Genomic DNA, 14,404 nt, shown 5'->3' on the forward strand with positions numbered 1-14,404 from the left:
CGGCTCTTTCTCGACGAACCGGTTGCTAGTGCATAGGTGTCCAGCTAAGGTCGAGGTCGGGTCAGGACTGGGGATTCAGACCTAGGTCTCGATCCCGGCCGCAACACGGGACGAACGTGTGACAAGGGGGTATTGCGTTGCAGCTAACTTTTTTTCCGTTTGCCAGGATCGCTGCGTGTGCCTTCGCCGGTACGGCTGATCCCGACGAACTCATCGTCGGGATTCGCTGACAGAACCCGATGGCTCATGTCGAACCTCTATGCGGGGATGTGAGCCGTGGTCACACCGACTGGAGGTAGCCATATGGCGCATGTGAGCGATGAAACCCTCGGCGATCTACGCAGGGAGCTCGACCGCTTCAAAACTGAGCAGTACCGGGACAACGGCTATGCGGCCGCGCATCTGGCCGGTGCAGTGGAGATGTTGTTGGAAGAAGCTGAACCCAGCATCGGCGACAGGCTTGCCGACAGGTACCGAGCCAGATAGATGTACCGCCGCAGTAACTCTCAAACGCTCAAACACAAAAACCCTGCCGAGGCAGGGTTTTTGGTTGGTGCGCCGTCAGGGTTTCGAACCCCGGACCCGCTGATTAAGAGTCAGCTGCTCTACCAACTGAGCTAACGGCGCGCGTGAGAGACAATAACAGGAGTTTCGCTCAACAGTGAAATCCGCTGGTGACGGGCGTGGGGAGACGTTCGAGTCAGCTCCGGGCCGCCGGAGCCCTTAGACTATTGCCAAGATTTGCTATCGACCTTGCGAGGGGTAGGACGAACATGGGGCAGGGCCAGACGGTGACCCGTCCGTATCGGGATGTCTTCCGGCGAGCGGTAGTTGCGATGGTGCCGGCCTTGATGTTGGGTCTGACAGGGTGCGGCGGCCAGGACCCGCAAGGGCCGCCACCGGCGATCGCGGACAAGGGCACTCCATATGGCGACCTACTGGTGCCCAGGGTCAACGCCTCGGTAACCGATGGTGCGGTCGGTGTGACCGTCGACGCGCCGGTCACGGTGAGTGCCGAGAACGGCGTCCTCGGTGGGGTGACGATGACCAACGAAGAAGGCGCCAGCATCGCGGGACAGTTCAGCGCCGACGGGTTGACGTGGTCGACCACCGACCCGCTCGACTACAACGAGCAGTACACCCTCAATGCGCAGTCACTGGGCCTCGGCGGTGTCGCGAACCGTCGGTTGAGGTTCGAGACGCACTCGCCCGCGAACCTGACGATGCCGTACGTCCTGCCCAACGACGGGGAAGTGGTCGGGGTGGGCCAGCCCATCGCCGTCCGCTTCGACGAGAACATCACTGACCGCATGGCTGCCCAGCGGGCTATCACCGTCAAGACCAATCCACCGGTCGAAGGTGCCTTCTACTGGCTCAACAACCGCGAAGTGCGTTGGCGCCCGGCCAAATACTGGAAGCCCGGCACTTCGGTGGATGTGACCGTCAACACCTACGGCGTCGAGTTGGGCGACGGGTTGTTCGGTCAGGGCAACGTCACGACCCACTTCACCATCGGTGACGAGGTGATCGCGGTCGCCGACGACAACTCGAAGACGCTGACCATCCGCCGCAACGGCGAGGTCATCAAGGCGATGCCGATCTCGATGGGCAAGAACAGTTCTCCGACGAACAACGGCGTGTACATCATCGGTGACCGCTTCGACCATATGGTCATGGATTCGTCGACCTACGGAGTACCGGTCAACTCGCCCAACGGTTATCGCACCGAGGTCGACTTCGCGACCCAGATGTCCTACAGCGGTATCTATGTGCACGGGGCCCCGTGGTCGGTAGGTAGCCAGGGCTACAGCAATGTCAGCCACGGGTGCCTGAACGTCAGCACGGCCAATGCCCGCTGGTTCTACGAGAACACCAAACGCGGCGACATTGTCGAGGTGGTCAACACGGTGGGTCCGGTCTTGCCGGGCACCGAGGGTCTGGGGGACTGGAACATTCCCTGGGACCAGTGGCGCACTGGCAACGCCAGTACTTGATACCGGCATCGCTCGATTACCTCGGCGGTAATCGACAACGCGCCTCCGATCGGTGAATCTGACTGAGTCCCAGTTGATTACCGTGAAAGAGGCGAACATGGCCCAGCTTGACGACACCGTCACCGCATACCTCAACACCTGGAACGCCACCGATGCCGCCGATCGGCGGGCGTTGCTGGAGCAGCATTGGGCGCACAGCGTGACCTACACCGATCCGCTGGCCGAGGTGAGTGGGCACGACGGTATCTCCGGCGCCATCGAGGCTGTGCAGGCCCAATTCCCGGGCTACGTGTTCACCCTCGTCAGTGGACCGGACGCCCACCATCGGCAGGCGCGGTTCCAATGGGGCCTCGGTCCGCGCGATACCGAGCCCGTCGTGGTCGGCTTCGATGTGCTCTCCACCGACAACGACGGCCGGATTCAGACTGTCCTCGGATTCCTCGACCGGGTGCCCGGCTGATTACTTCACCGAGCGGTCCAGTGCGGCAAGCGATTCAGCGAGGAAGTCGGCGCCGAACGGAGGCATCCCGCCGATCTGGTCGCGGAAGCTCTGCGGGGTATCGGTCCAGTCGTAGGTGATCGTCACGTCGGTCTGGTCGCCGTTGGGCGTCAGGTCGTAGCGCCAGCTCCAGCCCCCCGGCTCATGGTGGCCGGTCTCGTCGAGCTGGCCGGGCAGCCACGCGATGGTCCGGTCTTTGTCGAAATCGGTCACCAGGTTATGCATGACGTAGTGGCCGCCGGCCGCGGGCAGGAACATGTTGATCGCGAAGATCTGGCCGGTCCCGGTGATGGGCCTGGGGTCGATCGCGTCGCGCACCCAGTCGCCGGGCTCGGTATCGCAGTGCCGCGCCGGGTCGGCGAGGACGGCGAACACCTGGGCCGGGGATGCCGAGATGGTGCGGGTGACGACGTAACGCTCGGTGTCCGTTGATGAGGTCATCGGGAGTCCTTTCCGTACAGGCGGGCAACGTCGGGGCTGTCGAGCCAGCCCGAGTATGTGGGTCGCGACGGCCACCCTGGCGGGGAATCGAGCCATTCCTCCTGGCGGCCGTAGGGCAGCAGATCGATCAGGGCGAACGAATGGCTGAGTTGTTCGGTGCCGCGACCGTTGGTGTGCCAGGTGCGGTAGACGGTGTCTCCGTCGCGGAAGAACACGTTGACCGCGAAACCGTCGTTGGGTGCGGCATCGACGTCGGATCCGAACGCACTCTCCGACGACGAGTACCACTCCATCCGGTTGCCGACCTTGTCGCGGTAGGCCAGCGCCTCGTCGATCGGCCCGTTGGTGACGATGACGAAGCGGGCGTCGTAATTGTCCAGAAAGTCGAGCCGGGTGAACTGCGACGTGAATCCCGTGCAGCCGCCGCACTGCCACTCGGCGCCGTCGGTCCACATGTGGTGGTAGGTGATCAACTGGGTGCGGCCCTCGAAGACGTCGGCCAGTCGCACCGGGCCGTCGGCACCCACGAGCGTGTAGTTCGGCATCTCTACCATCGGTAGCCGCCGTCGTGCGGCGGCGATGGCATCCAATTCCCGGGTGGCGGCCTTCTCTCGACGGCGTAGGTCATCGAGCGCGGTGCGCCAGGTCTGCTGATCGACTACCGGAGGTTTTCCTGTCGTCATGAAGGGCTCCTGATTGCGGTTCGGAGAATCTCGTTCTCTCAAGTGGACCCACCGCGCGCCCGGAATTCATCGCACGCGGTAATGTCCGACGAGCAAAGGGTGACCTAACACCTTGAGACGGACCATGGAGGGTTGATCGAGAATGAGCGGTCAGCGAGCCGATGCAGCCGGACTGCGTCTCCTCGTCGTCGGTGCCTCGTCGGGCATCGGCCACGCTGTTGCGATCAGTGCCACCGAGCGCGGCGCCAAGGTCGCCGTGGCCGCACGGCGCATCGAACTGCTGAATTCCCTCGCGGAGGCGACGGGCGGACACGCCTTCGAACTCGACGTCGAGGATTCCGCGGCGATCAACCGGGTGGTCAATGAGGCGGCGGACACCCTGGGTGGCCTGGACGCGGTGGTGTTCACCAGCACGGTGATCCCATTCGCCTACATCGAGGACACCGATGTGGCCACCTGGCTGCACGCGTTCAGCGTCAACACCGTGGGTGCCAACAACGTGTTGCGTGCCGCTGCGCCGCGGCTGGCCGAGAACGGCGTGGTCCTGGTGGCGTCGAGCTACGACGTCGGTCGTCCCCGTGCCGGGGTGGCGGCATACAGCGCGAGCAAGGCCGCCCTCGACGAGATCTTGAACTCCTGGCGTATCGAGCATCCTGAACTGTCGCTGATCCGGGTCGGCGTCGGGCCCACCGATGACACCGAGATCCTGCGCGGCGCCGACCGTGACCTGTTGGACCAGTTGGTCAAGACGTGGGTGGCCCAGGGCGCTCTGCCCGCCCGGATGTCCGCCCTGCGCGACGTCGCCAACACCCTGGTGTCACTGGTGACCACGGCCTACGAGAATCCGACCGTGGTGCCCGAGATCGTGCAGCTGGCTCCGCGGATCAAGAAGAAGGTGGACGCGGCCAACTAGTCCGCAGTTCATTCCAGCGGCCGGTGACTCCGGCCGCTGCGATACTCCGAGGCCGCGAGGACCGTTCGGTCCCAAATCCTTTGGCTTCATTCGGCGTGCCAGGCTGCGCGCATCTGGCGACGCGTGATGTCCGTGGCCGGCGTTTCTATGAGTTCCAAATGGATTCATTGATAATGACAATCATATTCAATAGCTTGGACGCTTCGGGTAGCCGGTCTACGAGGAGGGTTCTATGGCCGCGGTATGGATGGCCTCGCCACCGGAGGTGCATTCTTCGCTGTTGAGTAGCGGCCCCGGCCCTGGCGCGATGTTGGCTGCCGCGGGCGCATGGTCGTCGTTGAGCGTCGAATATGCCGCGGTGGCTGAAGAACTCGCGGCGGTGCTGGGTGGCGTGCGGGCCGGGGCGTGGCAAGGTCCGAGCGCCGAACAGTATGTCGCCGCCCATGTTCCGTATCTGGCGTGGCTGTATCAGGCCAGTGCCGACAGCGCCGCGGTCGCGGCTCGGCATGAAACCGCGGCCGGCGCATATACCGGCGCGCTGGCGGCGATGCCCACCCTGGCCGAGCTGGCCGCCAACCATGTCAGGAATGCAATCCTGGTGTCCACCAACTTCTTTGGTATCAACACCATCCCGATCGCACTGAACGAGGCTGATTACGTACGGATGTGGATCCTGGCCGCCGTCACGATGGAGGGCTACCAGGGCGTGTCAGAGGCCGCGGTGGCATCCAGTCCCTCCACGCCGGTCGCGCCGAGGATCCTGCATGACCACCACGACCACGAGCATGACCACGAGGACGACCATGACCATGACCATGACCATGACCACGATCACGACGATGACCACGGCCACGGAGACCTGAGCCCACTCGACCCGCGGTGGTGGCTCGAAGTCGGACATGAGCAGATCGAGAACATCGGTCTGCTGATCGACAATCTGCTGAACGATCCGGCCGCCCTGCTGACCAACCTGCCCATGGTGTTGGCCGACATGGCTTTCCACGCGGCACAGCTACTTCAGGTCGTCGTCCAGTTGTCACCGGCCCTGATTCAACCGGCTCTGAGCATCGTGACCGCGAACCTGGGCTGGGCGATCGCCGGCCTGGCAGCCATCCAACCGAGTGTTCCCGTCGTCTCGGAGATTCCGGCCGGGAGCGAGCCTGGGTCCTGGCCGGCCGCCGGGGCCACGCCGACGGTGTCCGGCAGCCCATCGGCCGCGCCCGCCTCCTCGGCCCCCACCGCGCCGTCGGCTGGTGCATCGGCTTCGGCAACCGTCGCCTCCGGCTCGGCGCCCCCGTCCGCTCCCGGTGGTGGGCCGGGATTCTTCCCGCCGTACTTGATCGGCTCACCTGGCCTCGCTGTCCCCGCCGCGGCAAGACCCAGCACCGCGACCGCGAGGAGGAAAGCTCCTGAGTCCGACACCGCCACGGCGGCGACCGGAGAACAAGCTCGCGAGGCTCGGGCGCGCCGTCGGCGAGCCGCGATGCGGGACAGAGGCCGTGGCAACGAGTACATGGACCTGCAGGCCGATGTGCCGCCAGGCGCCGGGCCGCACGCGTCGCCGACCGTGTCGGATCGCGGCGCGGGGCCCTTGGGCTTCTCCGGGGTGCGAGACAAGGCCGATGTGACGACGGCGGGCCTGACGACGTTGGGCAGCGCCGAGTTCGGGGAAGGCCCCACGATTCCGCTGCTGCCGTCGACCTGGGATTCGGACTCCAAGGACTGAGCGAACCAGCCCGGAAAACAGGAACGCCGTCTGCATGCGCAGACGGCGTTCCCGATATCGGGGTGGCTGACGGGACTCGAACCCGCGACAGCCAGGATCACAACCTGGTGCTCTACCAACTGAACTACAGCCACCATCGCCGCGCTGCTCTGGAGCGTATGCGGCTCGTAGATACTAACTGCTCGGGTGTCCTAGCGCCGAATCGGTTTCTGGCGCGTCGTCCTTCGGCGGGCCGAGCTCGGCCGCGACCGCGGCAATATCGCTGGTAGACGGCCCGGGCTGGGCCACGAACGCGGTCGAGCGGTAGTACTTCAATTCGCGGATCGACTCGTGGATGTCAGCCAGGGCGCGGTGGGCCAGCCCTTTCTCGGGCTGGCCGAAGTAGATCCTGGGGTACCAGCGGCGGCACAGTTCCTTGATCGAGCTGACGTCGATCATCCGGTAGTGCAGGTAATCGTCGAGTTTGGGCATGTCGCGGGCGATGAAGCCGCGGTCGGTGGCGATCGAGTTGCCGGCCAGGGGAGCGGCCTTCGCCGTCTTGACGTGCCCGCGGATGTAATCGAGCACCATTTCTTCTGCGGTGGCCACATCGACCGTCGAAGCTCGGACTTCTTCGATCAGCCCGGAGCGGGTGTGCATCTGTTTGACCACGTCGACCATGGACGACAACGCCTCGTCGTCGGTGTGAATGACCACGTCCAGGCCGTCACCGAGGATGTTCAGGTCCGCGTCGGTGACCAGAACCGCAATCTCGATGAGGCGATCGGACTTGAGGTCCAGGCCGGTCATCTCGCAGTCGATCCATACCAGTTCGTCTCGCACGAAGATCCACAGTATTCCCATACCGGGCGTCGAGCTGCCACACCCACCACGCGCGCCGCCCGGCAAGTAGTGTCAAACCCCGATTGGCTCGTTCGCGAACACTGGGAGGACCGCGGCATGACCACCGAATCGACAGCCACCCCCGCGCAGCAGATCGCTGCCGGTTACGCAGTCGAAGGCCAGGCGTTGGAATTGGGAACGGTGGTGGTCGATGGCACCGTGGACCCGACCGCACAGGTCCGCATCCCGTTGGCCACGGTCAACCGGCACGGGCTGATCGCGGGTGCCACCGGTACCGGCAAGACCAAGACGCTGCAGGTGATCGCCGAACAGTTGTCGGCGGCCGGCGTTCCGGTGGTGATGGCCGACGTGAAGGGTGACCTGTCCGGCCTCTCGGCGCCGGGTGCTGCCGACGAGAAGACCGATCAGCGCGCCAAGGACACCGGCGACAGTTGGACGCCGACTGCCTTTCCGGTCGAGTTCCTGTCACTGGGCACCGAGGGTATCGGCGTTCCGGTCCGGGCCACGATCACCAGCTTCGGGCCGATCCTGTTGTCAAAGGTATTGGGGCTCAACACCACCCAGGAGTCAACGCTGGGCCTGATCTTCCACTGGGCCGATCAGAAGGGCCTGCCCCTGCTGGACATCAAGGATCTGCGTTCGGTGATCCAGTTCCTCACCAGCGACGAGGGCAAGCCCGAACTCAAGGCACTGGGTGCGGTGTCGACCACGACGGCGGGCGTCATCCTGCGGGCGTTGGTCAACCTGGAGGCCGAGGGCGCCGACTCGTTCTTCGGCGAACCCGAGCTGGAGCCCAAGGATCTGCTGCGCACCGACGCTCAGGGCCGCGGCATCATCAGCCTGCTCGAGCTGGGTGCGCAGGCGGCGCGGCCGGTGATGTTCTCGACGTTTTTGATGTGGGTGCTGGCCGACCTGTTCACGTCGCTGCCCGAGGTCGGTGACGTCGACAAGCCCAAGTTGGTCTTCATCTTCGACGAGGCGCATCTGCTGTTCGCCGACGCATCCAAGGCGTTCCTCGAACAGGTCGAGCAGACCGTCAAGCTGATCCGGTCGAAAGGCGTCGGCGTGTTCTTCTGCACGCAGCTGCCCACCGACGTGCCCAACGAGGTGCTCTCGCAGCTGGGTGCACGGGTGCAGCACGCGTTGCGCGCCTTCACCCCGGATGACCAGAAGGCCCTGTCGAAGACGGTGCGCACCTATCCGAAGACCGACGTCTACGACCTGGAGAAGGCGCTGACGTCACTGGGTATCGGCGAGGCGGTCGTCACCGTGCTCTCGGAGCGGGGTGCGCCGACGCCGGTGGCCTGGACCCGGATGCGGGCTCCGCGCTCGTTGATGGACACGATCGGCAACGACGCGATCACCGCCGCCGCCAAGGCCAGCCCGCTGCAGGCCACCTACGGCCAGACCGTGGACCGGGATTCGGCCTACGAGCGGTTGGCCGCCAAGCTGGCGCCGCCGCCCTCGCCCGAGGATCCGGGCGGCTTCGCCGGGGTCGAGGCGTCCGGCGACATCGAGCCGATGCCGGCGCCCGCACAGCCCGCGGAGCCCGGGTTCTTCGACAAGATGATGGCCAGCCCGGCGTTCAAGAGCGCCATGCGCTCGGCGGGCACCGTCATCGGCCGTGAGATCACCCGCAGCATCTTCGGGACGGGTCGCCGCCGCTAGTCCGAGCGTTGAGATTGCACTGAGGGCTGTGGTTCGGCAAGAACCACAGCCCTCAGTGCAATGTCGAAACGGCGAATGCTCTAGCCGCCGCCGAGCTTCTTGTAGACGGCGCCGACGATCGGGGTGACGATGGCCCGCGGGGCGTAGCCGCTGGCCATCGACATGGCCTTGGACGTCACGCCGGGCACCACCCGCATCTTGTTCTTGTCCAGGCCGTCCAGCGACAGCTTGGCGGTGTATTCGGTTGAGATCCAGAGGAAGTCGGGGATCAGCCGTTCGACCAGCGACTGCTCGGACTCGTCGGGCAGGTCGGTGCGCACCGGGCCGGGCGCCAACACCGTGACATGCACGCCCGCGCCCTTGAGCTCGCCGCGCAGCGACTCGCTGAATGTGTTGGCGAAGGCCTTGGAGGCCGCGTAGGTGGCGTTGTTCGGGATCGGTGAATTGCCTGCCGCCGAGCCGGAGATGAGGATTCCGCCGGAGCCGCGCTTGACCATGCCGGGCAGCACGGCCAGCACCAGGTCGTGCACACCGAGGACGTTGAGCTGCACCTGGGCCTTCTCACCGGCCGGGTCCAGATCGATGACCGGGCCGAAGGTCGCGGTGCCTGCGTTGGCGCACAGGATGGAGATTTCCCGCTGGGCCAGTTCGTCGCACAGCGCGTCCCTGGCGGCCGGGTCGGTGAGGTCGACGGCGCGCACCTCGACGGTCACCCCGTAGCGCTCGGTGAGCCGCTGCGCCAGCGACGTCAGCACGTCCTCGCGTCGCGCGGTGATGATCAGGTGGTGGCCGCGGGCGGCGAGCTCGGTGGCCAACGCTTCGCCGATGTTCTGCGAGGCGCCGGTGACGACGGCACGGGCATCCGGACTGGGTGCGGGTACGGGCATGGCGCCAATCCTAGAAGGAGCCGAAACCCATAAGGTGGCGGTCATGACTAACCCCGGGCGGGCGAGGGTGCTCGCGTGGGCATTGTGGGACTGCGGTGCGACGGGCCTGAACGCCATCGTCGTCACCTTCGTGTTCTCGGTGTACCTGACCGGAAGTGTCGGTTCGGACCTCCCGGGTGACACCACGCCGGCCAGCTGGCTGGGGCGCGCGATGACGATCGCCGGTCTCGTGGTGGCCCTTCTGGCGCCGGTTACCGGCATCTGGGTCGACGCGCCGGCGCGTCGGCGCCGGGTGCTGGCTGTGATGACCGGTCTGGCCGTCGTGTTCACCTCGGCGATGAGCCTGATCCGCGATGACCACCGTTACCTGATGCCCGGGCTCGTGCTGCTGGCCTGCACGGCCGCCTGTAACGAGCTGGCCACGGTGCCCTACAACGCCATGCTGCGACAGCTGTCCACGCCGGCCACGTCCGGACGGATCTCCGGCCTCGGCCTGGCGCTGGGTTACGGGGGCAGTGTTGTGTTGTTGCTGCTGGCCTACGTCGGGTTCATCGCCGGCGACGGGGACACCCGCGGGCTGCTGGGTATCCCGGCCGCGGACGGGCAGAACGTGCGGGCGGTGATGCTGCTCACCGCGGTCTGGTTCGTGTTGTTCGCGTTGCCGATCTTCGTGATGGTGCCGCGGGTCCCAGATGCGGTCCCGGTCGAACGTGTCGGGTTCTTCGGCGCCTACCGCAAGTTGTGGGCCGAGATCCGCGAGGAGTGGCGGCGTGACCACAACGTGGTCTACTACCTGGTGGCGAGCGCGGTGTTCCGCGACGGGCTGGCCGGAGTATTCGCGTTCGGCGCAGTGCTCGGGGTGAACGTCTACGGCATCTCCGAGGCCGACGTGCTGTTGTTCGGGATCAGTGCCTGCGTGGTTGCGGCGTTCGGGGCTGTCACCGGCGGCCAGCTCGATGACCGGGTGGGTTCCAAGCCCGTCATCGTGGGCTCGCTGGTGAGCCTGATCGTCGTGGGTCTGTCGCTGCTCGTGCTGTCGGGGCCGGTGGCCTTCTGGGTGTGTGGCCTGTTGCTGTGCCTGTTCATCGGGCCGACGCTGTCCTCGGCTCGCACCTTGATGCTGCGGATCACCGCGGACGGCAAGGAGGGCGTCGCCTTCGGGCTCTACACGACCGTGGGACGGGCAGCGTCCTTCCTGGCGCCCTGGCTGTTCTTCACCTTCATCGACTTCTTCGGCACCGACCGCGCCGGGATGGGTGGCCTGGTCCTGGTGCTGGTCGTGGGTCTGGCGGGCATGCTCGCGGTGAAGACGCCGTCGCGGCTGCCGGTCAGCCGCGCGTCGACGAGCTGACCGTCAGGGTGTGCCGACGCAGATCGTGATGCCCGACCCGGTGCGATGTTGGGTCTGCGCGCCGTTGACGGTCACGGTGCACGCCACCTCGGGGCCGAAGTTCACGACACTCACGCTGGCCGTTTCGGTCGCCGGCTGAGCCAGTTCGACCTGCTTGGTCCAGGGGAGCGGGACGTTGAACTCGGTTTGCAGGACGTTGCCGGTGTCCAGGTAGGTGATGTTGATGGCCCGACCCTCACCGGTGACCTCGTAGACCACGGTCTCGGTGGGCCCGGGTGTGGTCTCGGTCGGTGACGTGGCGGTGGGCGGCGGAAGCGGCCGCGGTGCGCGGGTGGTCGTCGTGGGCGCCGTCGGAGACGTGGTGAAGCCGGGTTGCGGCGTCACCGGTTGCGGTGCGACGACCGTTTCCTGGCTTGACCCGTTGGCGATCACCAGCGCGATGACCAGGCCCAGGACCACCAGGATCGCGACGGCGGCCAGGATCCACAGCCACAGCCGGGGCTCGCGGTTGCCGGGTTCGGGCGGAGTGGGTGCCCCCGGTGGCGGGGAACCGGCCCCGTACTGGCCGGTTGCGCCGGCGTCGTATCCGTAGGGAGAGTAGGGCGGTAGCTGTTGGGTGGGATTCGGCACCGCGGATCCGACCGGCGGCGCCGGTTGGGGCACGGCCGGGTACGAGCCCTGATACGGCGGCTGGTTCGAGTACGCCGGATCTGGATAGTCGACGGGGTAGCCGCTACCGAAAGATTGGCCCGGCTCGGACCCGTCGCGGCGTGGTGAATCGGTCATGCCCACCTCATGGCTGCGAGGGTACCTGTGCGGATGCTCAGTCCGCTGCGGCCGAGGTCGCGGCGGGCGAGCGCCGGGGACATGCTGGAAAGGACCGCGGAAGTGACGGGAGGACGCGAGGTGGCCGTAGATCGGCATGTGCGGGTGAACTACGGCGCGTCCCTGTCACCGGATGCGACGGCATTTGCCCACTTGGTCGACGACGGCGGCTATCCGCGGGCGGTACAGCGCTTCCTGCGCGGATGGCGGGCGAGCTCCTCCCGTGACGTCGAACTGCCCGTTGTCGGACCGGTGACGAAGGTCATTCATTCCGCAGACGGCCACTGGCTGGCCTGCCAGGTGGCCCCGGAAGGCGGGACGCGCAGCCAGATCTGGGTGGTGACCACCGATCCCGACGACCGTGACGCGCGCCGCATCGACTACTGGCCGGTTGAGGCCGGGGAGGGCACCGCGGAACTGATCGGGTGGGACGGCACCCAGGTCGCGGCGATCCTCACCGGAGAGGACGGGGTCGGCAGCTCGTGCCTGATCGATCCGGCGACCGGTTACACCCTGGTGCTCGACCGGCGCTCGGGTGGCCGGCTGGTCGACGCGTGGGCGGGCGCCTCGCTGGTGCGGGTCGGCCCGCGCGGGTACCAGGAGCTCATCATGTTGTGGGGGCTCACCGAAATCGCGTTGCTGCCATCGGATCCCGGTTCGGTCACTGATTTCGGCGTGATCCTCGACGATCACACGCCGCGCCGGCTCCGCAGCGGTTTGGACGGTGAGACCACGCTCTACTACCCGGCCAGTACCTATGACCTGGGCAGCACCGAGGGGTTTGTGCGGGCCCTGATCCGCAGCGACAACGGCGCCGCGCACGCCCGCCTGCTGGAGGTCACGGTCACCGCCGAGGGCGTGGGCTATCACGTGGTGGCGGAGCGGCCCGGGTATGACCTCGACGAGTTCGTGGTCAGTGACGACCTGTCCACCGTGGCGTTGTTGTGGAACATCGACGGGCGCAGCGAGCTGCAGATCCTGGAGTATGCCGACGAGACGCTGTCGGTCCCGATTCCGTTGCCCGGCCCGGTTGCCGGTGAGCTGAGCATCAGCGCGGGTGGGTCGATGGTCGCGGTCACCGTGCAGGGACCGTCGCTGCCGCGCACCGTCGAACTGGTCGACCCGCGGTCGCTGGAATGGGAGCGGATCGACCGGGAGCCGAGCAGCGGGCCACTGACCTCGGCGCCGACGCTGGAGCGGATCACCGCGCGCGACGGGTTGGAGCTCACCGGGTGGCTGTACCGGCCGCAGGGCGAAGTGGTGGGCGCGGTGATGTTCCTGCACGGCGGCCCCGAGGGGCAGGCGCGGCCCGAATACAACGAGATCTTCCCGGCGCTGCTGGATGCGGGTTTCGCGGTGCTGACGCCGAATGTGCGTGGCTCGGGCGGGTTCGGCCGGGCATTCGTGCACGCCGACGACAAGGAGCTGAGGTTCGCCGCGATCGACGATGTCGCCGATTGCGCGCAGTATCTCCTCGACCGCGGCATCGCCCCGGCCGGGCGGCTGGCCTGTACGGGATGGTCGTACGGCGGCTATCTGACCCAGGCGGCGCTCGCCTTTCATCCGCAGCTTTTCGTCGCGGGCATCAGCATCTGCGGGATGAGTGACCTGAACACCTTCTACCGCACCACCGAGCCGTGGATCGCGGCGGCGTCCTACCCGGAATACGGCCATCCCGTGGCGGATCGCGATCTGCTGGAACGGCTTTCACCGCTGCCGAGGGCGCATCAGGTGATCGCGCCGCTATTGCTGGTGCACGGCGGCAACGACACGAACGTGCTGCCCGACGAATCGCGTCAGATGTTCGAGGCGCTCACCGAGCTCGACCGCACGGTCGAGCTGCTGATCTTCGAAGACGACGGGCATGAGATCACCAAGCGTGAGAACCGCGCGGCGCTGGTTGACGCCGCGACCCGTTGGCTGGCCAAGGCGTTCGGCGTCTAGTCGGCGGTGAGCGCCGCCAGTGTCATCCGGCGCAGCACTGCCCGTGAATGTGTCTTGGGGACAGCGGGTCTGACGATGTGTGGGGTGGAGTTGAGCAGGCCGAACGCGGCATGGGCCATCACCCGGGCGTCGTCCTCGGCCAGGTCCGGGTCGAGCCGCGTCAGGACCGTCACCCAGATCTCCACGTACTGACGCTGGGCGCGGCGCACCTGTCGTCTGGCGGTGTCGGGCAGGTGGGCCAGGTCGCGGTCCTGGATGCGGATCAGATCCGACTCACCGAAGACGAAGTCGAGGTGGAAGTCCACCAGGCCGTCCAGTGATGCGGCGGGGTCGTCGGTCCGCGCGATGACTTCCTGTGCTCCCGCCAGCAGGCGGGTACTGATCCCGACGAGAAGCTCGACCAGCAGGGCTTCCTTGTTGGGGAAGTGCCGGTAGATGGCCGGACCGCTGATCCCGACCGCCGAGCCGATGTCCTCCAGGCGCACTGCGAGGTAACCGCGTTCGGCCACAAGCCGTTCGGCGGCCGCGACCAATTGGCTGCGGCGATCGGATTTGGCCTGACTGCGTCGCGTGACGGCGCTGTCGGACATGGCGCCTCCGGAGGGTAGACAACTCAGTTAATGAAAACTA

14 protein-coding genes and 2 tRNA genes are annotated in these 14,404 nt (G+C 66.4%); 8 read left to right on the plus strand and 8 right to left on the minus strand.

Annotated features, from left to right (window positions below; genetic code table 11):
* Positions 1 to 303 precede the first annotated feature (303 nt).
* Positions 304 to 486, plus strand: coding sequence for a hypothetical protein (locus BN2156_RS00970; protein WP_162490691.1), 183 nt, complete (start codon positions 304 to 306; stop codon positions 484 to 486).
* A 65-nt stretch (positions 487 to 551) separates the two neighbouring features.
* Here BN2156_RS00970 and BN2156_RS00975 read toward each other — a convergent pair.
* Positions 552 to 627: transfer RNA gene (locus BN2156_RS00975), tRNA-Lys, on the minus strand.
* Positions 628 to 773: 146 nt separating this feature from the next.
* Here BN2156_RS00975 and BN2156_RS00980 point away from each other — a divergent pair.
* Both BN2156_RS00980 and BN2156_RS00985 read left to right on the plus strand, forming a co-directional pair.
* On the plus strand, positions 774 to 1,994 hold the full coding sequence (locus tag BN2156_RS00980; protein WP_162839202.1) for a L,D-transpeptidase: 1,221 nt from the start codon (positions 774 to 776) through the stop codon (positions 1,992 to 1,994).
* A 97-nt stretch (positions 1,995 to 2,091) separates the two neighbouring features.
* Positions 2,092 to 2,454: a nuclear transport factor 2 family protein gene (locus BN2156_RS00985; protein ID WP_090515304.1), complete on the plus strand. Its 363-nt coding sequence runs from the start codon at positions 2,092 to 2,094 to the stop codon at positions 2,452 to 2,454.
* Here the strand turns inward: BN2156_RS00985 and BN2156_RS00990 are convergent, their stop codons facing one another.
* Positions 2,455 to 2,934, minus strand: a complete 480-nt coding sequence (locus tag BN2156_RS00990) for an SRPBCC family protein (protein WP_090509269.1) — start codon at positions 2,932 to 2,934, stop codon at positions 2,455 to 2,457.
* The gene (locus BN2156_RS00995; protein ID WP_090509272.1) at positions 2,931 to 3,617 is read right to left on the minus strand and encodes a DUF899 domain-containing protein; all 687 of its coding nucleotides are present in this window, start codon (positions 3,615 to 3,617) and stop codon (positions 2,931 to 2,933) included. The genes BN2156_RS00990 and BN2156_RS00995 overlap by 4 nt, the downstream gene beginning before the upstream one ends.
* Before the next feature lie 142 nt (positions 3,618 to 3,759).
* Here BN2156_RS00995 and BN2156_RS01000 point away from each other — a divergent pair, with 142 nt between their 5' ends.
* Both BN2156_RS01000 and BN2156_RS01005 read left to right on the plus strand, forming a co-directional pair.
* The gene (locus BN2156_RS01000; protein WP_090509274.1) at positions 3,760 to 4,530 is read left to right on the plus strand and encodes an SDR family oxidoreductase; all 771 of its coding nucleotides are present in this window, start codon (positions 3,760 to 3,762) and stop codon (positions 4,528 to 4,530) included.
* Between the two features lie 232 nt (positions 4,531 to 4,762).
* Positions 4,763 to 6,256 (plus strand): PPE family protein, encoded by a 1,494-nt coding sequence (locus BN2156_RS01005; protein ID WP_090509277.1) that lies wholly within the window; start codon positions 4,763 to 4,765, stop codon positions 6,254 to 6,256.
* Between the two features lie 61 nt (positions 6,257 to 6,317).
* On the opposite strand, the gene BN2156_RS01010 is transcribed toward BN2156_RS01005, so the two are convergent.
* A tRNA-His gene (locus BN2156_RS01010) sits at positions 6,318 to 6,390 on the minus strand.
* 40 nt (positions 6,391 to 6,430) lie between these two features.
* Complete coding sequence (gene orn, locus BN2156_RS01015) at positions 6,431 to 7,078, minus strand: oligoribonuclease (protein ID WP_162490703.1); 648 nt, start codon at positions 7,076 to 7,078, stop codon at positions 6,431 to 6,433.
* A 117-nt stretch (positions 7,079 to 7,195) separates the two neighbouring features.
* Here orn and BN2156_RS01020 point away from each other — a divergent pair, with 117 nt between their 5' ends.
* Positions 7,196 to 8,767, plus strand: a complete 1,572-nt coding sequence (locus tag BN2156_RS01020) for a helicase HerA-like domain-containing protein (RefSeq protein ID WP_090509283.1) — start codon at positions 7,196 to 7,198, stop codon at positions 8,765 to 8,767.
* 80 nt (positions 8,768 to 8,847) lie between these two features.
* Here BN2156_RS01020 and cmrA read toward each other — a convergent pair whose 3' ends face one another.
* Positions 8,848 to 9,654 (minus strand): mycolate reductase, encoded by an 807-nt coding sequence (cmrA, locus tag BN2156_RS01025; protein ID WP_090509284.1) that lies wholly within the window; start codon positions 9,652 to 9,654, stop codon positions 8,848 to 8,850.
* Positions 9,655 to 9,697: 43 nt separating this feature from the next.
* On the opposite strand from cmrA, the gene BN2156_RS01030 reads away from it, so the two are divergent.
* Positions 9,698 to 11,005, plus strand: a complete 1,308-nt coding sequence (locus BN2156_RS01030; protein WP_090509286.1) for an MFS transporter — start codon at positions 9,698 to 9,700, stop codon at positions 11,003 to 11,005.
* 3 nt (positions 11,006 to 11,008) lie between these two features.
* On the opposite strand, the gene BN2156_RS01035 is transcribed toward BN2156_RS01030, so the two are convergent.
* Positions 11,009 to 11,791, minus strand: a complete 783-nt coding sequence (locus BN2156_RS01035) for an MmpS family transport accessory protein (protein WP_090515306.1) — start codon at positions 11,789 to 11,791, stop codon at positions 11,009 to 11,011.
* An 81-nt stretch (positions 11,792 to 11,872) separates the two neighbouring features.
* Between BN2156_RS01035 and BN2156_RS01040 the strand changes: the two genes are divergently transcribed.
* The gene (locus tag BN2156_RS01040; RefSeq protein ID WP_235625180.1) at positions 11,873 to 13,774 is read left to right on the plus strand and encodes an alpha/beta hydrolase family protein; all 1,902 of its coding nucleotides are present in this window, start codon (positions 11,873 to 11,875) and stop codon (positions 13,772 to 13,774) included.
* Here the strand turns inward: BN2156_RS01040 and BN2156_RS01045 are convergent.
* Positions 13,771 to 14,364 (minus strand): SACE_7040 family transcriptional regulator, encoded by a 594-nt coding sequence (locus BN2156_RS01045; protein WP_090509288.1) that lies wholly within the window; start codon positions 14,362 to 14,364, stop codon positions 13,771 to 13,773. The genes BN2156_RS01040 and BN2156_RS01045 overlap by 4 nt on opposite strands.
* Between the last annotated feature and the right edge of the window lie 40 nt (positions 14,365 to 14,404).

It is taken from the genome of Mycolicibacterium neworleansense, from assembly GCF_001245615.1.
Classification (GTDB): domain Bacteria; phylum Actinomycetota; class Actinomycetes; order Mycobacteriales; family Mycobacteriaceae; genus Mycobacterium; species Mycobacterium neworleansense.